We start from the raw sequence: 24,187 nt of genomic DNA on the forward strand, positions 1-24,187 counted from the left end.
CAGGCTCGCCGAGGAATTGGCGGACGATGAAGGGACCAAAGTGGCGGTCCTGACGAAGAGGGAGAGCAAGGACGTTCGACTTGAAAGGGTGGAAATCTTTCCGGTCGTGAAAAACTGGGCAATGTCTGACCTGCCTGTCATCGTGAAAGTATTGCGCGACTGGAAGCCGGACTTGGTCCACATCCAGTATCCGTCGCAAGGGTTCACAAGGCGCCTGCCATCTCTTCTGCCTATCATCAGCAGGCTGATGGGGGTGCAGGTTGTACAGACCTGGCACGAAAGCTACCGTTGGCGAGCCTGGGCTCATTTTCTGGTTCTTTATGTGGCTGCGAAAGGGCTGATTTTCGTTCGGCCTAACTATCTTGAACTTTTGCCCCGGGTTTTTAGAGGCTTGGTCAAGGCACGGCAATGGGAGTTTATTCCCAATGCCACGGCGCTTCCCACCAGTACATTGGCACCCGAAAAAAATGCGCCTCAAGAATCAGTATCTCAGGGGCGTAAACGTTTGATCGTATATTTCGGTTTCGTTTACCCCAATAAAGGGATCGAACGGTTATTCGACATAGCCAACCCGGCAACCGATGCATTAGTAATTGCCGGCGCAACACCTGATACGGCTTATGCGGATCAGCTCAGGGCNTTGGTCGATAGAGGGGCGTGGGCGGGTAATGCCCAATTTACGGGCTTCATGGATGCCGAAGATGCCGCCGACCTCCTGGCGGTTGCTGATGCAGTAGTATTGCCTTTTCTCGATGGTGGAGGAGAGTGGAATACCTCGATTCATAGTGGACTTGCGCAGGGAACGCTGGTGATTACGACGGCACTGGAGCCCCGGGGGATNGAACCGAAGCGCAATTTGTTTACAGCCCCCATCAATGACACGGAAGCGATGCGTACCGCATTGGATCTTTTGGCCGGGCGCAAGATCGCCCACACCGGGCGAGATCTTAAATGGAAAAACATCGCCGCGAGGCATCGGGATTTTATCAGAGGTTTGTATGACAACGCAGACTTCGGTGCGGCTATCGATTTGTATTCCGGTATACAACTTCGGCCCGTTTGTCGGCCAGACACTTGACTCCATCCTTGGCCAGCCTGGAATGGATGAAGCTGTCGAAGTCCTGGTGGTTGATGGTGCGTCGACAGATAACACCGAGGAAGTGGTTGGCGAACGGGTTAGACGCTGGCCGAATCTTCGCTACGTGAAGTTGACCAAGCGTGGAGGAATCGATGCTGACCTGGCTGAGAGCGTCAGTCTGGCTAAAGGTGAATACTGTTGGCTGTTCAGTGGCGATGATCTCATGCGTGAGGGGGCGCTGATTAAAGCCCTTGCGTGGCTGGATCAGGGGCACGATGTCTACATCTGCAAACATTCCAACTGTGACCGCGACATGCATGTCCTCAATGAACACCCCGTGTTTCGCACCGACGAGGTCAGAGTGGCCGAGCTTGGCGACGGGGCGCAGAGATTGGGCTACCTGACGGAAGGGATCACCTCAGAGGCATTGTTCAGCTTCATGAGCGGATTGATAATCCGGCGTGAGAAATGGCTTTCCGTTGAAAGCCAAGATCAATTCATGGGCAGTTGCTGGGCACACGCGGCGCGTCTGCTGGCTGCTGCGCAGATGCAACTGCGAGTGTGCTATGTCGGTGAGGTATGGCTGGACAAGCGTGGGGACAATGACTCTTTTCTCGATAGGGGAATCGTCAACCGGCTGAGGATCGCAGTCGACGGCTATCAAGGCATCGCTCATCAATATTTTGGCAAGGATTCCGAAGAGACGGCTCAGGTACGCAGGTTGTTAAGAAATGATCTCAAGCTACCGGTATGGATGTATGCGAGACGACGGACATTGGATGTGCCCGAATTGGAGAATCGCAAGGAACTCGATCGGTTGATGGATGCCTGTTTCAGCGATCCGGGTCTTGCCCCTTGGTTGACTAGGAACGCCTATCGTTATGCTCCGCTCACGGCATACCGTATTTTTGCTTTTCTATCGCGCTGCCCTCCGGCTGTACCGTTTGGCAAAGGTCAGGGATTAAGCCGTGCCTATGTCCTTGCCACGTCTTTCAATCTGCATCGCCACACGGAACCGTGGGGATGTTCTGGCGCCGACGCTGGATGCGCTGCTGGCTCAAGTTGGGCCGGGAGTCGAAATCGTGGTGGTGGACGGTGCTTCGACGGACAATACGGGTGAAGTTGTACGGGCGCGTGCCGAGCAATACACGTCACTCAAATATTTTCCGCAGGTTTCCAACTCGGGGATCGATGGTGACTTTGACAAGGCGATTGTCCTGGCGCAAGGGGAGTATTGCTGGTTGATGTCTGACGATGATTTGCCTTTGGACGGCGCTGTGCAGCGCGTTCTTGAGCTCTGCCGACAGGATCTTGCCGCAGTGATCGTCGATGCGGAAGTGTATTCGGCCGACTATTCCATCAAGCTGTTAAGTCAACGTCTCCACTTTACGGGCGAGCGCCGCTATGCTTCCACCGAAATGGATCGTCTACTGGCCGACTGTGGCGATTGCCTGAGTTTTATCGGCGCACTGGTTATTCGGCGCGCCATTTGGCTGGCGCGGGAGCGCCAAGCCTATTTCGGAACGGAGTTCATACATGTGGGTGTCCTGTTTCAGGCGCCATTGCCGGGCGAGGTCCTGGCCTTGGGCGAACCGATGCTGCGCATACGCTATGGCGTCGGAAATTGGGCAAGGCGCGCATTCGAGGTGTGGATGTTCAAGTGGCCCAATCTTATCTGGTCATTCACACAACGCTCTGAGCCGGCACGTTCAGCGGTGACCGCCCGGTATCCATGGCAAAATCCGGTCAAGCTGCTGCTCTACCGGGCTAAGGGGTTGTATTCATGGGATTCGTTCCGCTGTCTGGTGATGCCCGCGAAACGACCCTTCCTGGAAAAGATTCCTGCCCTGTTCACAGCAATGTTCCCGGGTCTCGGGGCGTATTTATTGGTCAAGTTGATGCTTGATCTTTTTCCACATCGTTTTCAGGGGACTCGCTGGGAGTTGGCTCTGAGCCCCTATTCGCCCAAGAGGCAGTTTAGTTGAATACATTACCGAGAAAAAGGCGTTGATCACGGGTATTCGTGGACAGGATGGTTCTTATCTTGCCGAGTTATTGCTCGGGCGAAGCTATGAGGTAATAGGGACTTCTCATGACTATGCCGGTTCGATGCCCTTGAAGGGTGAGTCGGAGACTGCGGAGGTGGTCAAAATTGACTTGGCTTGCTCGCAAGATGTTCGTGAAGTGATCGAAACCTACAGACCGGATGAGGTATACAACCTGGCTGCCCGGTCATCGAGTTCGCAATTGTTTGACGACCCGATTGCCACTGCCGAAATCAATGGGGTGGCAGCAGTGCGTTTCCTGGAGGCGATTTACCAGAAATCGCCTGAGACACGCTTTTGCCAGGCGGCGAGCAGTGAAGTATTCGCAGGTTCAGACGANGTCCCCCAGAGTGAGAAAACGGCCTTACGACCGGTGAATGCATATGGAGCCGCGAAGACTTACGCCCTCAATATGGTCATGGCCTACCGCAGTCGTTATAACCTGCATGCGAGCACGGCTATCCTGTTCAATCACGAGAGCCCACGGCGGGGAACGGAATATGTAACCCGTAAAATCAGTCATGGTGCAGCCATGATCAGTGCGGGCTGTTCGGATTCACTCCTTCTCGGTAGTCTGGATAGTCGACGTGATTGGGGGTTTGCGGGCGATTATGTAAGGGCTATGTGGCTGATGCTTCAACAGCCCGCTGGCGAGGATTTCGTCATTGCCACTGGGGAAACGCATAGTGTAAGAGAGTTTTGTGATTTGGCTTTTGCCCATGTGGGGCTGGATTACAGGGATTACGTCAAGGTAAATGAGAATTGGGGAAGGCGTGCCGAAACCGTTGAATTGCGCGGTGACTCAACCAAAGCAAGTTTGCAGCTTGACTGGAGGCCCACGATTGGTTTTAAGGAGTTGGTATGCTTGATGGTCGATGCAGATCGCAGCCGGCTTTCTAAAGAGTTGAAAGATTAATATTCGTTCGGAGTGACGATGTATAGCCATATTGATAAATGTCGTATTTGTGGTAATTCCCATCTGGAAGAAGTGCTCGATCTGGGAGAGCAGACGCTTACTGGCGTGTTTCCAAAACGCAAGGACGAGACCATCACCCGCGGGCCGCTTAGATTGGTGAAGTGCACGGGGAACGATGATTGCTGCGGTCTGTTGCAACTCGCACATTCTTACGATTTGGGCGAGATGTATGGTGACAATTATGGCTATCGGTCAGGGCTGAATCAGAGCATGGTCAGACATTTGCATGCGAAAGTGCGTAGGGTCATGGATATCGCTGATTTTTCTGGCCATCCTGTCGTTCTCGATATCGGCAGTAATGATGGCACGACACTGAACGCCTATCCGAGAGGTGCCTGTAAGCGGATCGGGATGGACCCGACTGCCGCAAAATTTCGTCAGTACTATCCCGATGACGTCTTGGTCATAGACGANTTTTTCTCGGCAGAGCGTTTTAAGCAGGCACTCCCGGGTGAAAAGGCACGTGTGGTGACATCCTTTTCGATGTTCTATGACTTGGAACGACCTATGGATTTCATGTCTGAGGTGGAGGCCATCCTCGACGATGAAGGGATTTGGGTCTTTGAACAAAGCTACATGCCCTTGATGCTTGAGCGTAATTCTTACGATACCGCTTGCCATGAGCATTTGGAGTATTACGCCCTCAAACAGATTAAATGGATGGCGGATCGCGTTAACCTGAAAATCATAGATATTGAATTTAACGATGTTAATGGTGGCAGTTTCTCGATAATCGTCGCAAAGAAACGATCTGGATATCCCGAGTTCGCTGGCCTTTCAGCAGTACTGAAAAAGGAGCAGGAACTCGGCCTGGACTCTTTGCGTCCTTATCAGGCGTTTGCCGAACGAGCAGAGGGCTCACGCATATCCTTGCGTGATTTTGTTCGCAAGGCCTTGGCCGAAGGGAAGCGGGTCGCTTGTCTGGGGGCATCAACCAAAGGGAATGTGCTGCTGCAGTATTGCGGGTTTACCCCGGATGAGCTCTATGCGGTGGGTGAAGTGAACCCCGACAAGTACGGCAGATTCACGCCCGGTACGTTGATCCCGATCATCCCTGAGTCAGAATTGCTTGCAGACGAGCCGGATTACCTGATCGTGCTGCCTTGGCATTTCAGAGAGTTCTTCATTGAGAAATATAAATTGAAGAAGGCCAGACTGGTTTTCCCTCTCCCAGAGCTTGAGGTGATTTGAATTCTGTGGTGAACAGGATATGGGCTGTAGTCGTCACGTACAACCCATCCCCGACTGAGCTGTGCGCATTGCTCACTGCGCTTGTAACGCAGGTTGAGCATGTGATTCTCGTAGACAATGCTTCGGCCTCGGACATACATGGCCTTGTGTCCGGTATTCGGTCTGACAAGATTGAAGTGATTGCTCTGGCCGATAATTCAGGATTGTCTGCAGCCCAAAATATTGGGCTGAGAAGGGCACAGTCTGTCGGCGTGGACTTCACGATTCTTTTCGACCAAGACAGCATTCCTGAAAGTCGTATGGTTGAAATTCTTTGGGAGAGCATGCGCAAGCTACAGATGGACGGTAGGCGTGTTGCCGCCGTCGGTCCTGACTTTTTGGCTGCTGGAAATTACCCGTTTAGGCGATTTCAGGGCGTTGCTATCAAGCGCTGTCCGTGCGTGTCGGGAAATGAAATTGTGCCCGTGGACTTTCTGATTTCATCGGGCTGCCTGATTTCAATGAGAGCGCTGTCTGAAATCGGGACAATGAATGAAGCCTTATTCATCGAATATATAGATGTTGATTGGGGCTTAAGGGCGAAACTGGCTGGATTTGANACTTTTGGAGTTTGCTTGGCAAAAATGAAACACAGCATTGGCGAAAATTCCATGCTTACCCTTGGAAGAACGGCTCCGATACACGCACCTTTAAGGCATTATTACCTGTTCAGAAATGCTGTCTGGCTCTGTAAGCAGCCGAATATCCCTATACGCTGGAGAACCGCTATCGCATTGAATGCGGGAATTAAATTTGCATTTTTCATGTTGCGGGTGCCTCCTAGATTCCAGCGCTTAAAAATGATCGTGCTTGGGGTAAAGCATGGGATTTCAGGGAGGTTGGGAGGATTGAAAACCCCGATTTCTCTTTTGGTAGCCATCGAACATAAATGGTGACCATTTCAATAGTGAGCCATGGGCAAGCTGACCTCGTGCATAGGTGCTTGCTTGATTTGACAGACTTCCCGGAGGTGGCCCGGGTCATTGTGACGTTGAATATTCCCGAGTCGGACCTTGACGTTCCAACAGGTTTGGAGGGCAGGCTTTTAACGATACGGAATATTACGCCACTAGGGTTTGGGGCCAATCACAATCAAGCATTCTTAAATTGTGAAACGCCGTTTTACTGTGTGATCAACCCGGATATCCGGCTGCCGAAAAACCCGTTTCCAGTCCTTGTGGCGGAACTTGGGCGGAAACACGTTGCAGCGATTGGGCCGGCTGTTCTTTCTCCCTCAGGACAACTTGAAGATAGCGTGCGGAAATTTCCAACGCCACTGTCTTTAGGCATGAAAATACTATGCCGNGGGGACGGCAGGTATCAATTTGCGATAGGTGACGAGACATTCGCGGCAGATTGGATAGGCGGCATGTTCATGCTATTCCAGGCCGAGGATTACAAGCGTGTGAAGGGGTTCGACGAGGGTTTCTTCCTGTATTACGAAGACGTTGATATTTGTGCGCGCTTGTGGAAGGCCGGTTGTCGAGTGCTGGCTTGTCCCAAAGCGCAGGTGGTCCATGATGCACGCCGTGCCAGCCACCGTAATTTGCGGTACATGCGTTGGCACGTTTCCAGTGTTGTGCGCTATCTGTCCAAGCATTGGCTTCGTTTTCCAAATACAGAAGGCCGGTGATGTCAGGGCACACTTGCAAGGTGCTGGTGACGGGCGCAACCGGTTTTATCGGAAGCGCGTTGTGTGGACAATTAAGGGCAGCAGGGCACACGATTATTGCCGCCGTACGGCGGAGTTCCGGTTCGCCGGATGAGGTGGCGATTGGCGAAATGAATTCATTTACGAACTGGCGCTCAGTACTTGCCGGTTGCGACACGGTCATCCATCTCGCCGCGAGGGTCCACGTCATGAATGACTCAACAGAGAATCCACTGGCTCTTTACCGGGCAACCAACACCGAAGCCACGCTCAATCTCGCCCGTCAGGCATCCCATGCCGGCGTGAAGCGTTTCGTGTTCATCAGCACCATCAAGGTCAATGGCGAGGGGCGCGACGCAGCCTATCGCGAAACCGATGTGCCGGCGCCCGAGGATGCGTATGCGATTTCCAAATGGGAAGCCGAACAGGGCTTGCAGCGGATTGCGCAGGAAACCGGGCTGGAAGTCGTCATCCTGCGGCCGCCGTTGGTGTATGGGCCGGAGGTAAAAGCGAANTTTTTGCGTTTGATGAAAGCGATACAAAGGGGCTGGCCGTTGCCGCTGGGCGCGATTCATAATCGTCGCAGCCTGCTTTATCTGGGCAATTTCGTCGATGCGATCCGGCTGTGTGTTGAACACCCGACCGCCGCGGGACAGACTTTTCTGCTGGACGATGGTCAGGCGGTTTCGACGCCGGAACTGATCCGTGCGGTGGCGCGTGCCATGGGACGCCCGGCGCGACTGCTGGCGGTGCCGGTTGGCGTGCTGGCGTTCATGGGAGCCTTGCTGGGCAAACGGGCGGCGGTGGCGCGCCTGACGGGGTCGCTTCATGTCGACAGTTCGGCGATCCGTTCGCGCCTGGGCTGGACGCCGCCTTATTCCATGGACGCCGGCTTGGCCGCAACGGTGGCTGCTGCAAAATGAATGTGTTTGCTGTCCCGGCTGCATTCGTAGTCTGCTGGTTGACACTTGCCTGGCTGCTACGGCGTGGAGAACGTCTGCCGATGGACCACCCCAACGCCCGTTCGCTGCATGCCACGCCGACGCCACGCGTTGGCGGACTGGGCATCATGGCGGGGTGGGGGTCGCGAGCCTGTGGGGAAGCGACGGCGCCTTGCTGCCGATTGGCCTGGGGGCGTTCGCGCTGGCCGCCGTGTCGCTGCTCGACGACCTGAGGGGTTGTCGGTGCGGGTGCGTTTCTCGGCACATTTCCTCGCTGCGGCAGGCTGCCTGCTGGCGCTGGGGCTCACCGGCTGGGCCCTGCTGGTGGGCACGCTGGCGACAGTATGGATGACCAATCTCTACAATTTCATGGATGGCTCGGACGGCCTGGCAGGCGGCATGGCGGTCATCGGCTTCGGTGCGCTGGCGCTGGCCGCGTGGATGGGTGACGCTCATGGACTGGCCGTATTCTGCGCTGCGATTGCGGCGGCGGCGTTGGCGTTCCTGCGCTTTAACTTTCCCCCTGCGCGGGTGTTCATGGGCGATGCCGGATCGATCCCGCTGGGATTCATGGCGGCCGCGCTCGGCATCTTTGGGGCGCGACAAAACGTATGGCCCTGGTTGTTTCCGCTGCTGGTGTTTTCGTCCTTCATCGTCGATGCCAGCGTGACGCTCGCACGGCGGGGGCTACGCGGTGAAAAGATCTGGCAGGCGCATCGTTCGCATTATTATCAACGCGCGGTATTGCTGGGGGCATCGCACCGCCAACTCGCCCTGGCAGCCTATGCCCTGATGCTCGTGGTTGCCGCGCTGGCCTTCGTGTTGCTGATTCTGCCGCTGAGCGCCGTGTGGGTGCTTATACTGTCGGCGACAACCTATCTGCTGATTTTTCGCGCTATCGACTGGCGCTGGCATCGATCCCGTAATGAACTTTAATCCCCGTACCGCCATCATCATCCTGCACGACATCCTGGTGGCGGCTTTCGCCTGGATGGGTGCCTACTGGCTGCGCTTCAACCTGGCGGTGCCACCCGAGTTCCAGGCGGCGGCCCTGTCCACGCTCGCCTGGGTGGTCCCATTGCAGGCCGTAGTATTCTGGCGTTTCGGCCTGTATCGCGGCATCTGGCGTTTCGCCAGCCTGCCCGATCTCAAGCGCATCGTGCTGGCGGTGGGTCTGGCTGCGCTGCTGGTTCCTGTGACGCTGATCCTGTTTCGTGTCCACGCGGTGGTCCCGCGTTCGGTGCTGATTCTCGATCCGTTGCTGTTGGTGATCGTGATGGGAGGCAGCCGCCTGGCCTATCGGGCGTGGAAGGAGCACCGGCTTGCCAGCGTGTTGCGTCCGGACAGCAAGCCAGTATTGGTGGCTGGCGCAGGTTCGGCGGCGGATTTTCTGCTGCGCGAACTGGCGCGGAATCCGGCGGGTTTTCACGTGGTCGGTCTGCTGGATGACAATCGCGACAAGCAGGGGCGGCTGGTGCAGGGCCTTCCTGTTCTGGGCGCGTTGGACGATGTCGTGGCCTGCGCGAAGAAAATGGAGGTGGACGACATCGTGCTGGCGTTGCCGTCGGCCGCGCACGCCGTGCGCAAGCGCATCACCCAACTCTGTACCGAAACCGGGTTGAACGTGATGACCATCCCGTCGCTTGAGGATCTGGTGGCGGGCCGGGTGTCGGTGTCCAGCCTGCGTCGTGTCGAGCTTGACGACCTGCTGGGACGCGACCCGGTGCAGCTCGACGACAGCGGCCTGCACCAGTTGCTGACCGGCCAAGTGGTGATGGTGACCGGTGCCGGCGGCTCGATCGGTTCGGAACTGTGCCGCCAGATTGCACGCTTTGTCCCGGCGAAACTGGTGCTGTTCGAACAGTCCGAACTGGCGCTGTATGCGATGGAGCAGGAGTTGCCGCAGCATTTTTCCCAACTGAAAATTGTGCCGGTGATCGGCGACGTGAAGAATGCAGTCTGGGTGAGCCAGGTGATGGCCGAGCATCGGCCGGCCGTGGTGTTCCATGCCGCGGCCTACAAGCACGTACCGTTGATGGAGAATGACAATGCCTGGGAAGCCGTGCGCAACAACGTGCTCGGCACGCAGGTGGTCGCAGCGGCAGCGCAGGCGCANGGGGTCGGCAAGTTCGTGATGATTTCCACCGACAAGGCGGTCAACCCGACCAATGTGATGGGAGCGACCAAGCGACTTGCCGAGATGGCCTGCCAGGCGATGCAGCAGCCGGGCGGCACGCGCTTCGTGTCGGTGCGCTTTGGCAACGTGCTCGGTTCGTCCGGCAGTGTGATTCCGAAATTCCAGAAGCAGATCGAAGCGGGCGGACCGGTGACGGTGACCCATCCCGACATCATGCGCTATTTCATGTCGATTCCCGAGGCGGCGCAGCTGGTGTTGCAGGCGGGGTTGATGGGCGANGGGGGCGAGATTTTCGTGCTCGACATGGGCGAGCCGGTCAGGATTGCCGAGTTGGCCCGACTCATGATTCGGCTGTCGGGTGCGGACGAGGACCGTATCCGCATCGAATACACCGGGCTCCGCCCAGGCGAAAAGCTCTACGAGGAGTTGCTTGCGGATGACGAATCCACGCTGCCGACGCCGCATCCCAAGCTGCGGGTGGCCAAAGCACGCAGGGCAGATGCTGACTGGTATGCCGAATGCCTGGCCTGGCTTGCCTACCCGGGTTCTCATGATGAAGCCACGGTCAAACGCCAGTTGAAGACCTGGGTGCCGGAATATCAACCCCAATTGTCTCCGGCATGAATGCGGCACAACTCGACAGGATCCAACGTGTCCTGGTCATCAAGTGGAGTGCGCTGGGCGACGTGGTGACCGCCAGCGCACTCATGGAAGACATTGCACGTGCCTTGCCGCACGCCGAGATACATCTCAACACGCAGCCCAACTGCAGCGGCCTGTTTGCGCACGACCCGCGTTTTCCGAGGTGTGGGCGATCGACGTGCGCAGTAAAACCCGACGTTGGGCCAATAGCCTCGCGTGGCTGAAGAAAGTACGTGCCGGGCATTACGATCTGGTCGTCGACCTGCAACGTTCGGATCATTCCCGTTTCCTGCTCACGCTGCTCTGGCTTGCCGGCAGTGCGCCACGCATCCGCGTCGGCAACCGCGGCGGCCTTCCCTATACGCATCAGCCGGTGCTGCGCGATCCTCGAGCCCATGCGTTCCCGATGATGCAGTCGGTATTGCAGGCGATCGGCATCCCCACGCGAACCTTGCATCCGGTGCTGTATCCCGCACCGGACCGTGCACCGTTCATAGAACAGTTGCGGCGTGAACATGGCCTCAACGAGAATGATTACGTCGTGCTGCTGCCCGGGCGGCTGCCGCACATCCGCTGAAACGTTGGGGCACGCAGCGTTTTCCGAACTGGCGCAACGGCTGCACCAGCAGGGTATGGAAAAGGTCGTCCTGATCGGCGCGGCGGACGAGGTGGATGTCTGCGCTGAAATCGCGACCCTCGGGGAATGGGTGGTCAATCTGAATGGCAAGCTCCAGTTGCTGGATATTGCGCCATTGTGCGCAGGCGCTGCCGCAATCGTCGGCAATGACACCGGCACCGCCCATTTCGCTTCGATAGCCGACAGGCCCTTGCTTGTCCTGTGCGGCCCGACCGACCCGCGTCGGGTCAAACCGATCGGGCCGCGGGTTGTTGCGATCCAGGCCGTGCTGCCGTGCATCAGTTGCTATGCTAAAACCTGCAGCAATCCGGATACCCATGCCTGCATGAAAATGATCACGCCGGAATGGTTGGCGGCGCAATTGCCGAACTTCATTGCCGGCGACCTGAGGGCCGGGCAGGACCTCCCCGGCAGTTTGCGCAGTTTCTGAGGCCGACCATGACCAAGCCACGGCTACGTGTCAAAGTGATCAGTTCCACGCCCACGTCGACCTGGCTCCATCAATTTCCGCACAATGAGCCCGTATGGGGTGAATGCGAATTCATCTTCGAGCGTGAGGCTCGGGATTACGACTGGTTGCTGGTCTACGACGACGTGCCCGCGAGACTCGGAGAGGCCAAGAAAGTCAGCCGAGAGCCGCTGGCTTGTCCGCGTGAGCATACGTTGCTGGTGACCATGGAGCCTTCGTCCGTCAAGATTTATGGCAATGACTACGCGCGACAGTTCGGTGCGGTGCTGACCAGCCAGCCTGAGTGGGCGTTGCGGCACCCTAACCGGATTTATTCGCAGTCGGCGTTGCATTGGTTCTACGGGGTGGGGCGGCACCGGACCGTGCCGTTCGACGACATCCTGGACGAATCGCCGCAAGACAAATCCCGCAATGTCTCGATGGTGTATTCACCCAAGGCGATGCGACATACCTTGCACTATCACCGTGCGCGCTTCATGCGCGAACTGGTGGAATTGATGCCCGAACTCGATACGTTCGGCCGCCATAGTAAGCGGCCGCTCGACGACAAGGCCGACTGTCTGCGTGCCTATCGTTACCACGTCGCGATCGAAAACTATATTGGCGAGCACCATTGGACGGAAAAGATTGCCGATCCCTTCCTGGGTCTGACGCTGCCTTTCTACTGTGGCTGCCCCAATCTTGGGGCATATTTCCCTGAAGAAAGTTTCATCCGCATCGACCTCCATGATGCGGCCGGGGCCGCCGCGGTGATCCGCAAGGCGATCGCGGACCGTGAATTCGACAAACGCCTGCCGGCGATCGTCGAGGCCAAGCGGCGTGTCATGTTCGAATACAACCTGTTTGCCGTGGCCGCACGTGAAATTGCACGCCTGCATCGCGATGGCGTCAAACCGGAAACGGGAGCGGCAATTTTGTCGCGCCGCGCCATGCGCATGTCCCGCCCCGCCACCCTGTTTCGGGACGTGTATGGCAAGCTCTGNGGACGGCTGCGCCATCTGCCCGGAGCGATCAGCGGAAAATCCTGACCGCCGCGGACCTGTATCGATACCACCTTTTTATTTGCTGCGCGGCGCTCGGGCGAGCTCGGTATAGACGTCGAGCGTGGCTGTCAGCATGCGTTCCAATGTGAAAGGATTCTGTTCAGGTATATGCGGCGGGGCATCCAGCCACCGCAGGGTCTTCCGGGCGGCCTGCCCAATGTCGCCGACGGAAATCGCACCTTCGGGCAGGATGGCCGCCAGCTGTTCTTTCACACCTCCATGGTCATAGGCAATCAGCGGCTTGCCGAGGCTGAGCGCTTCCAGGCTGACGCGGCCAAACGCTTCGGGTTCGCGCGAGAGCGAATACACAATATCGCTGATGGCCATGATTTCCCGAAGGTCTGCGCGATGGCTGATGAAACTCAGATGCTGACACACGCCAAGACGTTTGCTGCGCGCTTCCAATTCGGCCATGAATGCCTGCTTCCTTGGGTGGGTTTCGCCCACGATCAGGCCGTGGACATCGGGCCGAGCTTTGATGACCTGTTCGAGCATGTCGATAAAGTCGGTCTGGCCTTTCCAGCGAGTCAGGCGAGCGGGCAGCAACAGGATTTTCTTGCCTGCCAAGCCGGGATGTTCCTGCTGCCATTGGCGCATCCAGTCGTCAGGTGGCGTGTAACCCGACGGAAATTGCTTGGGGTCGACGCCCCGATAGATCAGGCGCACGTTCTCCTGCGGCACCTTCGGGTAATTCCTGACGATGTAGTTGATGATCATTTTTGAAATGGCGATGACCCGCTCGCCCTTGGTCATGACCGCGCTGTAGGCACTCACCGAATAGGGGCCATGCACCGTGGTGACGAAACGCGGTCGCGTCGACGGATTCATACCGCGCCAGGCCAGCCAGGCGATCCAGGCGGGCACGCGTGAACGTGCGTGGACGATGTCCACTTTCTCTTCCGCCAGGAATTTTCGCAGTTTGCCGACGAGCAGCAGCGTCTTGAGCGATTTCTTGCCGATCGGCCAGGTGAAATGTTCGGCGCCGGTTTTCGTCAGGGNGGCAACCAATCGTCCACCCGCCGATATCACCAAGGCCCGATGGCCTTGCTTCGTCAAGGCCTGCGCCACTTCGAGTGTGCCGCGTTCGACGCCACCGGATTGCAGGGCAGGGAGCAATTGCAGGACGGTCAGTTTTTNTTCTTCAGCCATTCAAGAATCCATTCGGCACATCGGTCGGCTTCGGCCAACGGGTGCAGGTTGGGATGGAGTGTGCCGCTCGCGCACCAGCGCACGAAGCGGGTAATGCGTTGTGAGTCGGCAAGTCGTGCGATCGCCTGGCCAACGCGGCTTTTCGGGTTGACCGGCAGGTCGAATATGCCAACATCGGCACCTGCCGACAGGGCTTCGAACACCATCGAGGCACTGTCGGGCGTGACCCACACGATTCCGCATTGTGCAAACTGTGTCGGCAGCCAGTCGGGCGGCGTCGCGGTATTCGGAACCACGGTCAGGTTGGGGGTGGGTGGCAGTTCCGCCAGAAATTCGGGCGGCGTGCGGCGCGAGGTGGTGAGCGTCCAGTGCGTGTCGGGTGTACGTGCGAGGATGCTCTTGATCTGGAGCTGGATGGCGTCATCGTCCCACTCGAAATGCGGTGAGAGGCCACCGATCAGAAGCAATCCATGGTGTACGTCGCGGTTGGCTGAAGCATGAATGCGATTCAGCGCGCCTTCCGTCACGAGCGTCCGCGTATCAGCTGCGATGCCGTCGTGTTGGGGCACAATGCAGAGGTCGAACCAGGCACGCGGCAAACTCGGTTTCATCAGGACGATGGCCCGTCCCCCACGCGCCCGTCGTGCCGCCAGTAGTGTCAGGTGTGTGGCGTGCCCTGCGCCCACGATCAGATCAGGGAGGGAGAGACTTGCCTGGCGCGTGCTTCAGCAGCAACGCCAGCCAGACGCGCCAGGCCGGCAAGGCGGGAAGCCGGTGGGTTTCGGTCGTCGTGGCGCGCGCCAGTGCCTCGGCCAGTCCCAGAGATTGATTGACATGCCCCGGTTTGCCGTCGCTGACGATCCAGACCGTCAGGGCTGGGCGCTTGCCGGTTGTCTCAGTCAATGGACAACAACCTTGTCATTCCTGCCAGCTTTTGTACAGATAGGGTTGCATGAACCGATTATTGTTTTCATCGCATGGCGAAGCAGCGTGGCTTGAGTGGCGCAAAGTGTAAACCATCTTGTCAGGGCGCGCCGAGTGCTTGCGCATGGGAACACCGTACTAGAGCGCGTCGGTCCACCTGCGTTCGCGCGCAGCTTTCCAACGATAGGNGGTGGGGTCGACGGCAGGCGTGGTGTCCTCCATCAGGTCGGTCAAGAGCTCTGCCGACGCAGGCGCCAATGTGACGCCATAGCGGTAATGCCCGACGTTGACGAAGACATTGTCGAAATCGGGATGGCGGTCGATGACCGGAAGATTGTCGGGTGAACCGGGACGCAGGCCGGCCCAATGCCTGATGGGTTGAAGCTCTTCCAGGGAAGGCAGCAATTCGGCCGCCTCAACGTGCAGGCGCTGGCGTGTGGAGGCATCGGTGGTCTTGTCGAATCCAGTGTCTTCCAGCGTGCTTCCAACCAGCACATGGCCGTCGCGGCGTGGAATCAGATACAGGCCCTTGCGGTACAGGATCGTATCGAGCATGCCAGGTTCCTGTTTGAACAACAGCATTTGGCCGCGGATCGGACGGATATTCGGGACACCCATTAGATTGGGTAACGCGATGCCTGACCACGCCCCGGTAGCCAGGACGAACCGATCCGCCGTGTAGGTGTCCCGTGCCGTGTGGACTGCCACCATATGCCTTGCACGGACCGTGACCGTTTCCACCGCGCTATGTACATGGATGACCCCACCCAGCCGTATCACGGCTTCGCGCAAGGCCGCGACCAGGCGTGGATTGCGTACCTGGGCGATATCAGGCAGCCAGAGGCTTTCGCCTGTCTGCCTGAGTTGGCGTTGCACCGACAGATCGTGCGCTTCGCACCAGGCAAGTGCCTCGTCGATCCGGGCCTCGCCCGACACCTGCATTCCACAGCGCCAGTATTCGGCACTGCGTCCACAGCATGCCTCGATGTCCTCCACCCAGTCTGCATAGCCGGCCATCGAGCGCAGCGCCAGCGTGGAGAGCGCTTCGGCGTAATCCCACGGCAGCAGCGGCGACAGAATCCCGCCGCCCGCCCACGACGACTCGGCTCCCACGTCACCGCGTTCCAGCAGCGTGACGCCATGGCCGCGCTTTAATAAAGCCAGTGCCGCGCTGAGGCCGGAAACCCCTGCGCCCAGGACGATGACTGACGTTCCCAGCCATGAATTGCCTGGTTCATGCATGGGCTGGACCTACGACTAAAGTTGTATAGATGCGTCGCCTACAGCGTGGCAAGCTGACATTCCCATATAAAAAGCGAGGGAGGGGGAAATGGGACGGCGTGGATTCACACTGGTGGAACTGCTGATTGTACTNGGGGTAGGGTCGATTTTATTGGCGATTGCGGTTCCAGGCTATGGGTTTCTGATGAACACCAGCAGGCTGGCGGCCGTGACCAACGATCTGGTGACGGCCTTGCAGCTGGCGCGGTCCGAAGCGGTCAAGCGGGGCATGCGCGTAACTGTGTGCAAGACAGGCGATGCGGGGACAGTCCCATCGGCTTGCGATGCCACGGCCAACTGGCACGAGGGCTGGCTTGTGTTTGTCGACGACGGGACCCCCGGCGTGATCGACGCCAGCGATGCCCTGCTGCGGGTGCAACTGCCTGCCCACGCGGACGTGACCATCACCGCCAACAGCCATATCAGCCGCTTCATCAGCTACCTGCCCGATGGGCGAAGCCGNGGGGTGGCCGGCCTGGGCAATGGTACGTTCGAAATCTGCGTGTCCGGGTCGCGCCGCGACATCGTCATCAACAACGCCGGTCGTCCGCGGCTCGAATCCGGCAGCTGCTGATCCCTCTGGTTCTCAAGTCGGCCCCGTTCATGACGTTAAGCATTGTGGATTTCTGAAACACAGTGTCGGCGGATTTGGCCGTTCATAAACCTAATTCCGCCATTCGTCTTGCAGAACTGGACATCGTCGCCCCCGATTTTTAAGGTGGCAGCGTGAAACGAGAACTTGAACAGACCATGATTGACGCTAANAAGCGCGGGTTTACTCTGATCGAACTGGTGGTCACACTGGCGGTGGCGGGCATTCTGCTGGGCATTGCGATCCCGAATTTTCAGCTATTTGTGATGAACAACCGTATGGCGTCGCAGGCGAACGACCTGATCACCGCACTCAATATGGCCCGCAGCGAGGCGGTCAAGCGCGCAGCGAACGTGATGGTGTGTAGCGGCACCGTATGTCCCGGTGCCGTCAGTTGGACGCAAGGATGGATCGTCGCGGACGCGGCCGGCAACCCGATCCGAGTACAACAGGCGTTGGGCGGCTCCAGCACGTTGACGCCCGGCGCGGATGTGGCCAACACGATTACCTTCACCTCGGATGGCCGCACGACCATACCCACTGCGGCCACCGCTGCGTCCACCACGCTCACACTCTGTCCGCCCGCTCCCGCTCCAACTGGAATAAAAGGGCGGGCCATCCAGATCGAACGAACCGGACGCACGCGGGTTTCACCCGTCGCCTGCCCATGAGGACGCCCATGAAACAGTCGGGATTCACCCTGCTTGAAATATTGGTTGCCATGCTGGTGCTGGCCATTGGCCTGCTCGGGCTGGCCGGGTTGACGACTTCCAGCATGCGCAACAATCTGAGCGCCAGCCACCGCACCCAGGCCACCTGGATGGCTTACGACATCGTCGACAGGATGCGCGCCAATCGTGCAAGCGCGGTCACCGGTGCCTACGCCACGGCGATGGGAACAGCGGCCAACTGCTCGGCAGCAGTGCCTACCGGCACAGTCCCTGTGCAGGACATCGCGGCGTGGAAAAACCAGCTTGCTTGCGCGCTTCCCTCAGGCAACGGATCGATCGCGGTTGATGTGAACACGAAGGTGGCAACCGTCCTGATTCAGTGGGACGACAGCCGTGGCCTCGTTGATAGCGGAAGCTCGGCAAACCAGGCGGTCAAAACCTTCAAGATGGAAACGCAATTATGAAACCGATGTTGATATCACCGCGTGCGCAGTCGGGATTCGGCCTGGTCGAGTTGATGATTGCCATGACCCTGGGCCTGGTGCTGCTAGGCGGGATCGGCTACATTTTTATCGGCAGCCGCGGCGCATTTCGCACCACCGACAATTTGTCGCGCATGCAGGAAAACGCGCGTTATGCCCTGGATGCGATGAGTCGCGACATCCGCATGGCCGGGTATGTCGGATGCGGAAACATGGCCTCGGTACGAGTGAACACCATCGCCAATGCGCCCGTTCCACCGATGACCCCAGCCAATGCCCTGATCGGCTACGACGGTGGCGTGGGTTGGGTCAATCCTACCGCGATTACACGGGTAGCAAACACAGATGTCTTGTCGGTCATGGGCGCATTCAGCAACGGCGTCAACCTGACAGGCAATCTGGCACCCCAGAATGCCAATGTGCAGATCAATGGCAATCCGGATGGCTTCCAGGCAGGCGACGTGCTGGTGATCACCAATTGTGTGAACGCCGATGTGGTCAAGGCAACCAACGTGGCGAACGCTGGCACGAAGGTTACGATCGCCCATTCGAACGCCAGCAATACCGGCAACCGGATCGGCGTCTATGGATCCGACGCCTTCGTCATGCGGATGAACCAATATTCGTATTTCATCGGGACCAACCCCGCGGGCAACCCGGCCCTCTACCGGGTGGGCTTGAGTGGCAACGCCGAAGAACTGGTCGAGAACGTGCAGGACATGCAATTCAGTTATGGACTGGATACCACCCTTCCTACGCCCGATGGCGCTGTCGATAGCTACACCAAAACGCCCGGAAACTGGGCCCAAGTTGTGAGCGTGACGGTGAGCCTGCTGATGCGCAGTCCCGACAACAACCTTTCAACGTCTGCACAGCCTTATACGTTCAATAACGTTGCCACTAATGCGAATGACCGCAGGCTTTATCAAGTGTATTCGGCCACCGTGGGCGTGCGTAACCGTCTGCCGGCCATGTGAGCGATGAACATCATGCCTACCCCGACCCCTTCTTCCCAAAACGGCGCGGCGCTGATTACCGGGCTGATTTTTCTTGTCGTGCTGACCCTGATTTCCCTGTCGGCCATCAAGTCCACGTCGCTCGAAGAGCGCATGGCGGGCAATGCGCGTGACCAAGATGCCGCCTTCGAGGCGGCCGAGGCGGGCATACGTGACGCCATGAAACTCCTCCCCCACTGACCACCACTCCCTCTGCCTTTGTAGCCGGATGCTCGAATGGTTTGTGCCTGAACGATCCGGTCACGCCGGTATGGACATCGATCACCAGCAACAATCAATGGACATCGAACAAAACCAAAGCCTATACCGGCGCGCCGCTTAAGTTCGACGCGACCAACCTTCCCGTGCAGCCTCGTTACATCATCGAGTTGATTCCGAACAATGTTCCGGCATTCGGATCCAGCGCGTCGATAGGGAAAGGCAACACATCGGGAGCCCAACTGCTTCCATTCCGCATTACCGCACGTGGCTGGGGCATTACCGGACAAACCCAGGCCACGGTGCAAGCCACCGTACTCTATTGACGCGCCGCAGGGAGCATTTTCATGATGATCTTCAACCGCAAACCTGTATCTCTGGCGCTCATGGCCGCTTTTTCTGTGGGTTACTACGGCATGTCGAGCGGCGCACTGCTGAGCCTGAGCCAGGTGCCCCTGTTCGTTACATCGGGAAGCAAGGCCAACGTGCTGCTGATCTTCAGCAACTCCAACGCCATGGACGAAGACCCGACCGGCCTGGCCGTGGGGAGCGCCGATCCGACCAGCAAATCGGAGATTGCCCGCACGGCAGCCCGCAGCCTGGTGACGAACTACACCGGCCAGATCAACATGGGGTTGATGGCATATCAGCAAAGTAACGTGGCGCATAATTGGCTGAATCAAAGTCCTTACGATGCCAGCTATGACCCAGCCAACTATGACCCGGCGTGGACGGGGGCACGAGACAGCGCAACTCACAANAAATACAAGATTCCGAATCCCACCAGCCCAAACGCTGCGGGGGCGTGTACGACAGCGGGCGGCACCAAGGTTGACTGCATTTATTACAACGTCAATCTGCCTTATTACTCGGGAACCCCGGCAGGCAGCACCTTCTGTTATTCCTCCACCACGGGCTCGACCAGCCACATCACTTTTCCTGGGGATCATACAAGCGGTTATAAGTGTAGTAGCACCAAGACGGGCATATCTGATGCGGCACCGGGTGTTTCGGGAGCAGGATATGGAGCAACTGCCGGCCCTTATACTTTTTCCCCGACCGACAGCGACTATGCGCAGGCGATCGATGACTTTGGCCAAAGGCTGGCATCGACCGATGCCGGTCCCACCTGGTTTTCCAATGGCAGCCCCGGCAAGGGCTATCTGCATGTCCCGATCGCGAATCTGGACACGACGCAGGCCGCAAAACTCAACCTCAAGCTGGCGACTGAAGTCGTGCCTACCCTCACTTCAGGTACCTGGAACGATAACCCGACCAGTATTTCGGGCGGCAATACCTGGAATAATGCCAATGCACCNCTGATCAACGCAGGTCTGACCCCCATCACGGGAACGTTCATGACCGCCAAGGATTACTTCAACGGTGCCACGACGAATTTCGGGACGGCTCAAGGCGGAGCGCAGTCCGCGCCTCCTAATTCGTGCAACAAGGATTTCGTGGTGTTCCTGACGAACGGCCTTCCCAGCGTCACCGCCACGGGTGGGGCTGTTACCTATCAACCCGGCCAACCCTACTCGGCGTCCGAGGTGACGAATGCAGTGACCGCAGTGACCAACTTGAATAGTGGCACGCGACCTGTCAAAACCTACGTCATCGGGTTTGCCTTGCCCGAGTTCACCAACAATTACTTCATTGCCAATCCACCCAACCCACTTGATCAAATGGCGGTGGCCGGCGGGACGATCTCGGCATCGTACGCCAATAACCTGACCACCCTAAATTCAACATTCAGCACCATTTTCAGTAGCATCATTGCGCAATCNGGGGCGGCTGCCGCCGTGGCGATGACGTCCGGATCGGTCGTGGCAGGCGGAAAGATCTACCAGGGGCAGTTCAACTCGTCGGACTGGTCGGGCGACATGATCGCTTACAACACCAACTCCACCTCGGGCGCGATCACCACGGTGGCGTGGCAGGCGGGTACGATACTCAACGGCCAGAACTATGGCACCGGCCGGAATATCCTCACCTATAAGCCTAGCACCTCGAGCGGCATTCCCTTCCGCTGGCCCGCCAACCCGGCCAGTCCAACTGCTGGCGAGCTGGATGCCAGCCAGGTGACCGCGTTGACGTCCAATCCCAGCCTCAACGGCACCAATCCGAGCGATACCGGGGTGAACCGGTTGAACTACCTGCGCGGGCAAACCGGCATTAACGGCTTCCGTCCGCGCCTGATCAGCGTGCTAGGCGACGTGGTCAATTCGGCGCCGGCTTATGTGGGGCCGCCCGCGTTCAACTACCCGGATAACCTTGAGGCTGCAAGCTACTACGCGTTTCGTTCCACCTATTCCAGTCGCACGCCCATGATTTATGTAGGCGCCAACGACGGGATGCTGCATGCTTTCGATGCGGCAACGGGGCAGGAGAAACTGGCCTACGTGCCGAGCCAGGTTTACCCCAATCTAGCCCAGTTGACGTCACCCAACTATATCCATCGCTACTATGTTGACGGCTCGCCGACAGTGGTCGATACGTTTTACTCGAGTGCCTGGCACACCACGCTCGTCGCCAGCCTGGGAGCCGGAGGGCAGGGACTGTATGCGCTGGACGTGACCAATCCCAACAACTTCAGCGAGGCCAATGCCAGTTCGATCGTGAAATGGGAATACAACGATGCCGATCTGGGTTATGTCTATGGCCAGCCGAGCATCGTGAAGCTCAACACGGGACAGTGGGCCGCGGTGTTCAGCAATGGCTACAACAATAGCGAGGCGGATGGCAGCGCCAGTACGACGGGCTACGCTTACCTGTATATCGTGGACATCGGAACCGGGACGCTGATCAAGAAAATTTCCACCAAGGTCGGATCGGTCGCGACGCCCAATGCGTTGGCCACGCCGACGCTCGTCGACGCCGATGCCGATGGCAAGGTGGATTACGCCTATGCCGGCGATTTGCAGGGCAATATGTGGAAATTCGACTTGTGCAATGCGAACAACCAGGGTGTATGTGCTTCCAATGCAACTGGCTGNGGGGTGGCCTTCGGCACGTCGAGTTCGCCCCAGCCCCTGTTTACTGCCATGGATTCCAGCAACAACCGGCAGCCGATTACCAGCGCAGTCGAGGTGACGCGCCATTTCAGCGGAGACGGTTACCAGTTGTATTTCGGGACGGGCAAGTATCTCGAAAACGGCGATATTTCCACAACGGCCACCCAGACGTTCTATTCCATATGGGACAAGGCCTTGTCGCCCTCCACCATATCCGGGCGAAGCGTATTGCAGCCGCAAACGATTACCACCACGACAACCGTGTCCGGCAATACTTACCGTACGACGAGCAATAACACCGTGGCCTGGGACGGGCTTGTATCGGGCGGCACGATGCGCGGCTGGTATATGGATCTCCCCGCATCGGGCGAGCGGGTGGTGAGCGACCCCGCGTTGTATGACAATCGCATCCTGTTTACTACCCTGATCCCCAATGCCTCGACGTGTTCGGGCGGTGGCGATGGATGGCTGATGGAGCTGGATTCAGTGGGAGGCGCGGCGTTGGGCGGGCCTACTTTTGATGTGAACGGGGATGGCGTGGTGAGCACGGCCGATAATCTTGGTACCACGATATCGTATCCGTCGGGAGTCAAGAAGTCGTCGATTCCCAGTGCCGTACGCATGCAGAAGAATCCGGGTGGCCCGGGCGGTGGGTCGATGAACAAGTGGACCAGCATGAGCAAGAAAAACACGACGACCAATACTTCGCTTGAAAACGAACTGAACCGCCTGCCTTCCATACAGGATCGTTCGAGCTGGCGTCAGATTTTCCAATAAGGGGCGATGATGAAACTGAGGTCCATGATGGTGCTTATGTCGGTCGTTTTTTCTACTGGTCAGGCCTATGCCATGACCCGGGTCGATACGCCCGGCCCTGGAAACATGGCGACGGACACACGGACTCAAGTGCAGCAAAGCGGCAAGCTTGAGGCGGTTTATGCCAGTGGCAGCAAACTCGTGATCGACGGGGTGACCTATGCGTACAGCCCGCTGACGACCGTGGTCATGGTGAATGGAAAGCGGAGCACGATCAGCGATCTGCGCAGCGGCGACACAATCCAGTTCCAAACCGTGTCGCAAGGCGCGCACCAGCCGGCCTTGTTGACATCGATGCGTGTGCAGAGACGATGACCCGGGAGCGTGACGTGATGAAACTTGGCCATAATTGCAAATCCCAACCCGGGTTCACCTTGATCGAGTTGATGGTCGTGGTGGCCATCGTCGGCATCCTGGCCGCTATTGCCTACCCAAGTTACCAGGATTATGTGCGACGCAGTAAACGTGCCGACGCGCAGGCAATCATGTCGGAAGACGCACAGTTCATGGAGCGCTATTTCACGACCAATGGCACGTATGCCGGCGCAGCGCTGCCCGCGACTCAATCGCCCAAAAGCGGAACCGCCGCCTACAACATCACGTCCACGAATGTGGGTACGACGACCTATACCATACAGGCCGCGCCTACCGGGACGTTTGCCGATCCGTTGTGCGGTACGCTGACGATGGATCAGGCAGGCAGCCGGACCGAATCTGGAACAGGCAGCCTGGCGGACTGCTGGAAGAGCTGACTTGTCCCGACCCGGCGCCTGCAAGGCGTGAAGGACGCCGATTACTTCTTTTGTTGTTGCGATTTTTGGCCCTGACCAAAAGCCCAGCTGCGGCGCCGATTCCCAAAAGCCAGAGGGCGCCGGGTTCCGGGATGGGTGAGGGTGCGACTGCGATGGCAAAAGCGGGGACTGCCGTCGTGGCAAGAATGAGACCTGCTAATAGTTTGCGCATGATGGTTCGTGCTCCAGGTTGAAATAGACGTTTATTGAGAGACAGCCATGATGCGAATCGGCTCGATTCCCTCAGGCTTGCCTTCATTAAGCAGGTTTCAGGCCTGATTGAGGTTTCCCTGAAAATTCCTTGAATAACAATCGACTGTGTCGTTGTCATGCGGGCTGTGTAATCCGTGCGGGCCAGGATGTAAAAAAGTCGACAAATCGTGCCAGCCGGCACATACATGCTTGGG

General features: G+C 58.0%; 27 protein-coding genes. 22 read left to right on the forward strand and 5 right to left on the reverse strand.

Translation table 11 applies throughout. The annotated features are described in order from the left end of the window. Window positions 1–40 precede the first annotated feature (40 nt). The 13 genes from HZY77_RS17210 to HZY77_RS17270 all read left to right on the forward strand — a co-directional run bounded on the left by HZY77_RS17210 (window position 41) and on the right by HZY77_RS17270 (window position 12,834). Window positions 41–1,078: a glycosyltransferase gene (locus HZY77_RS17210; RefSeq protein WP_296817472.1), complete on the forward strand. Its 1,038-nt coding sequence runs from the start codon at window positions 41–43 to the stop codon at window positions 1,076–1,078. Continuing rightward, window positions 999–2,198: a glycosyltransferase family 2 protein gene (locus HZY77_RS17215; RefSeq protein ID WP_296817474.1), complete on the forward strand. Its 1,200-nt coding sequence runs from the start codon at window positions 999–1,001 to the stop codon at window positions 2,196–2,198. Before HZY77_RS17210 ends, HZY77_RS17215 begins: the two co-directional genes overlap by 80 nt. Then, window positions 2,119–3,063, forward strand: coding sequence for a glycosyltransferase family 2 protein (locus tag HZY77_RS17220; protein ID WP_296820949.1), 945 nt, complete (start codon window positions 2,119–2,121; stop codon window positions 3,061–3,063). The genes HZY77_RS17215 and HZY77_RS17220 overlap by 80 nt, the downstream gene beginning before the upstream one ends. A 22-nt stretch (window positions 3,064–3,085) precedes the next feature. Then, the gene (locus tag HZY77_RS17225) at window positions 3,086–4,039 is read left to right on the forward strand and encodes a GDP-mannose 4,6-dehydratase (RefSeq protein ID WP_296817475.1); all 954 of its coding nucleotides are present in this window, start codon (window positions 3,086–3,088) and stop codon (window positions 4,037–4,039) included. An 18-nt stretch (window positions 4,040–4,057) separates the two neighbouring features. Beyond that, window positions 4,058–5,290, forward strand: coding sequence for a class I SAM-dependent methyltransferase (locus tag HZY77_RS17230; RefSeq protein WP_296817476.1), 1,233 nt, complete (start codon window positions 4,058–4,060; stop codon window positions 5,288–5,290). Between the two features lie 68 nt (window positions 5,291–5,358). Continuing rightward, window positions 5,359–6,225 (forward strand): glycosyltransferase family 2 protein, encoded by an 867-nt coding sequence (locus HZY77_RS17235; protein ID WP_296817477.1) that lies wholly within the window; start codon window positions 5,359–5,361, stop codon window positions 6,223–6,225. 47 nt (window positions 6,226–6,272) lie between these two features. Beyond that, window positions 6,273–6,962, forward strand: coding sequence for a glycosyltransferase (locus HZY77_RS17240; protein WP_296817479.1), 690 nt, complete (start codon window positions 6,273–6,275; stop codon window positions 6,960–6,962). A 20-nt stretch (window positions 6,963–6,982) separates the two neighbouring features. Continuing rightward, a complete protein-coding gene (locus HZY77_RS17245) occupies window positions 6,983–7,903 on the forward strand; it encodes an SDR family oxidoreductase (protein ID WP_363154026.1) in 921 nt (306 codons plus the stop codon). 261 nt (window positions 7,904–8,164) lie between these two features. Beyond that, window positions 8,165–8,857 (forward strand): UDP-phosphate N-acetylglucosaminyl 1-phosphate transferase, encoded by a 693-nt coding sequence (locus tag HZY77_RS17250; protein ID WP_296817481.1) that lies wholly within the window; start codon window positions 8,165–8,167, stop codon window positions 8,855–8,857. After that, on the forward strand, window positions 8,847–10,682 hold the full coding sequence (locus HZY77_RS17255; protein WP_296817483.1) for a nucleoside-diphosphate sugar epimerase/dehydratase: 1,836 nt from the start codon (window positions 8,847–8,849) through the stop codon (window positions 10,680–10,682). The genes HZY77_RS17250 and HZY77_RS17255 overlap by 11 nt, the downstream gene beginning before the upstream one ends. A 181-nt stretch (window positions 10,683–10,863) precedes the next feature. Then, window positions 10,864–11,277: a hypothetical protein gene (locus HZY77_RS17260; RefSeq protein WP_296817484.1), complete on the forward strand. Its 414-nt coding sequence runs from the start codon at window positions 10,864–10,866 to the stop codon at window positions 11,275–11,277. A 4-nt stretch (window positions 11,278–11,281) separates the two neighbouring features. Next, window positions 11,282–11,767, forward strand: a complete 486-nt coding sequence (locus tag HZY77_RS17265) for a glycosyltransferase family 9 protein (protein ID WP_296817487.1) — start codon at window positions 11,282–11,284, stop codon at window positions 11,765–11,767. An 8-nt stretch (window positions 11,768–11,775) separates the two neighbouring features. Beyond that, the gene (locus HZY77_RS17270) at window positions 11,776–12,834 is read left to right on the forward strand and encodes a glycosyltransferase family 10 (RefSeq protein WP_296817490.1); all 1,059 of its coding nucleotides are present in this window, start codon (window positions 11,776–11,778) and stop codon (window positions 12,832–12,834) included. A gap of 30 nt (window positions 12,835–12,864) precedes the next feature. Here HZY77_RS17270 and HZY77_RS17275 read toward each other — a convergent pair whose 3' ends face one another. The 4 genes from HZY77_RS17275 to thiO form a co-directional block, all read right to left on the reverse strand. Beyond that, complete coding sequence (locus HZY77_RS17275; protein ID WP_296817492.1) at window positions 12,865–13,998, reverse strand: glycosyltransferase family 4 protein; 1,134 nt, start codon at window positions 13,996–13,998, stop codon at window positions 12,865–12,867. Continuing rightward, entirely contained in the window at window positions 13,977–14,684 is a 708-nt protein-coding gene (locus HZY77_RS17280; RefSeq protein WP_296817494.1) for an ELM1/GtrOC1 family putative glycosyltransferase, read from the reverse strand. The genes HZY77_RS17275 and HZY77_RS17280 overlap by 22 nt, the downstream gene beginning before the upstream one ends. A 7-nt stretch (window positions 14,685–14,691) precedes the next feature. Then, window positions 14,692–14,901 (reverse strand): hypothetical protein, encoded by a 210-nt coding sequence (locus HZY77_RS17285; RefSeq protein WP_296817496.1) that lies wholly within the window; start codon window positions 14,899–14,901, stop codon window positions 14,692–14,694. A 159-nt stretch (window positions 14,902–15,060) separates the two neighbouring features. Continuing rightward, window positions 15,061–16,164 carry a glycine oxidase ThiO gene (gene thiO / locus HZY77_RS17290; protein WP_296817499.1) on the reverse strand — a complete coding sequence of 368 codons (1,104 nt, stop codon included), beginning with the start codon at window positions 16,162–16,164 and terminating at the stop codon, window positions 15,061–15,063. A gap of 88 nt (window positions 16,165–16,252) precedes the next feature. On the opposite strand from thiO, the gene HZY77_RS17295 reads away from it, so the two are divergent. The 9 genes from HZY77_RS17295 to HZY77_RS17335 all read left to right on the forward strand — a co-directional run bounded on the left by HZY77_RS17295 (window position 16,253) and on the right by HZY77_RS17335 (window position 23,741). Further along, entirely contained in the window at window positions 16,253–16,777 is a 525-nt protein-coding gene (locus tag HZY77_RS17295; protein WP_296817501.1) for a GspH/FimT family pseudopilin, read from the forward strand. 176 nt (window positions 16,778–16,953) lie between these two features. After that, complete coding sequence (locus HZY77_RS17300; RefSeq protein ID WP_296817503.1) at window positions 16,954–17,466, forward strand: GspH/FimT family pseudopilin; 513 nt, start codon at window positions 16,954–16,956, stop codon at window positions 17,464–17,466. An 8-nt stretch (window positions 17,467–17,474) separates the two neighbouring features. After that, window positions 17,475–17,930, forward strand: coding sequence for a type IV pilus modification protein PilV (pilV, locus tag HZY77_RS17305; protein ID WP_296817505.1), 456 nt, complete (start codon window positions 17,475–17,477; stop codon window positions 17,928–17,930). Then, window positions 17,927–18,925, forward strand: coding sequence for a PilW family protein (locus HZY77_RS17310; protein ID WP_296817507.1), 999 nt, complete (start codon window positions 17,927–17,929; stop codon window positions 18,923–18,925). The genes pilV and HZY77_RS17310 overlap by 4 nt, the downstream gene beginning before the upstream one ends. A 3-nt stretch (window positions 18,926–18,928) precedes the next feature. Next, on the forward strand, window positions 18,929–19,144 hold the full coding sequence (locus tag HZY77_RS17315) for a PilX N-terminal domain-containing pilus assembly protein (protein WP_296817508.1): 216 nt from the start codon (window positions 18,929–18,931) through the stop codon (window positions 19,142–19,144). Window positions 19,145–19,185: 41 nt separating this feature from the next. Beyond that, the gene (locus HZY77_RS17320) at window positions 19,186–19,488 is read left to right on the forward strand and encodes a pilus assembly protein (RefSeq protein WP_296817511.1); all 303 of its coding nucleotides are present in this window, start codon (window positions 19,186–19,188) and stop codon (window positions 19,486–19,488) included. Between the two features lie 21 nt (window positions 19,489–19,509). Further along, window positions 19,510–22,950: a PilC/PilY family type IV pilus protein gene (locus HZY77_RS17325; RefSeq protein ID WP_296817513.1), complete on the forward strand. Its 3,441-nt coding sequence runs from the start codon at window positions 19,510–19,512 to the stop codon at window positions 22,948–22,950. A 9-nt stretch (window positions 22,951–22,959) separates the two neighbouring features. Continuing rightward, window positions 22,960–23,304, forward strand: a complete 345-nt coding sequence (locus tag HZY77_RS17330) for a hypothetical protein (protein ID WP_296817515.1) — start codon at window positions 22,960–22,962, stop codon at window positions 23,302–23,304. A 17-nt stretch (window positions 23,305–23,321) separates the two neighbouring features. Then, entirely contained in the window at window positions 23,322–23,741 is a 420-nt protein-coding gene (locus tag HZY77_RS17335; protein ID WP_296817517.1) for a type IV pilin protein, read from the forward strand. Here HZY77_RS17335 and HZY77_RS17965 read toward each other — a convergent pair. Next, window positions 23,635–24,180, reverse strand: coding sequence for a PEP-CTERM sorting domain-containing protein (locus tag HZY77_RS17965; RefSeq protein WP_363154033.1), 546 nt, complete (start codon window positions 24,178–24,180; stop codon window positions 23,635–23,637). The two genes, HZY77_RS17335 and HZY77_RS17965, sit on opposite strands and share 107 nt — an antisense overlap. Window positions 24,181–24,187 lie beyond the last annotated feature (7 nt).

Origin of the sequence: Thiobacillus sp., from assembly GCF_013693775.1 — a bacterium.
Lineage (GTDB): Bacteria > Pseudomonadota > Gammaproteobacteria > Burkholderiales > Thiobacillaceae > Thiobacillus.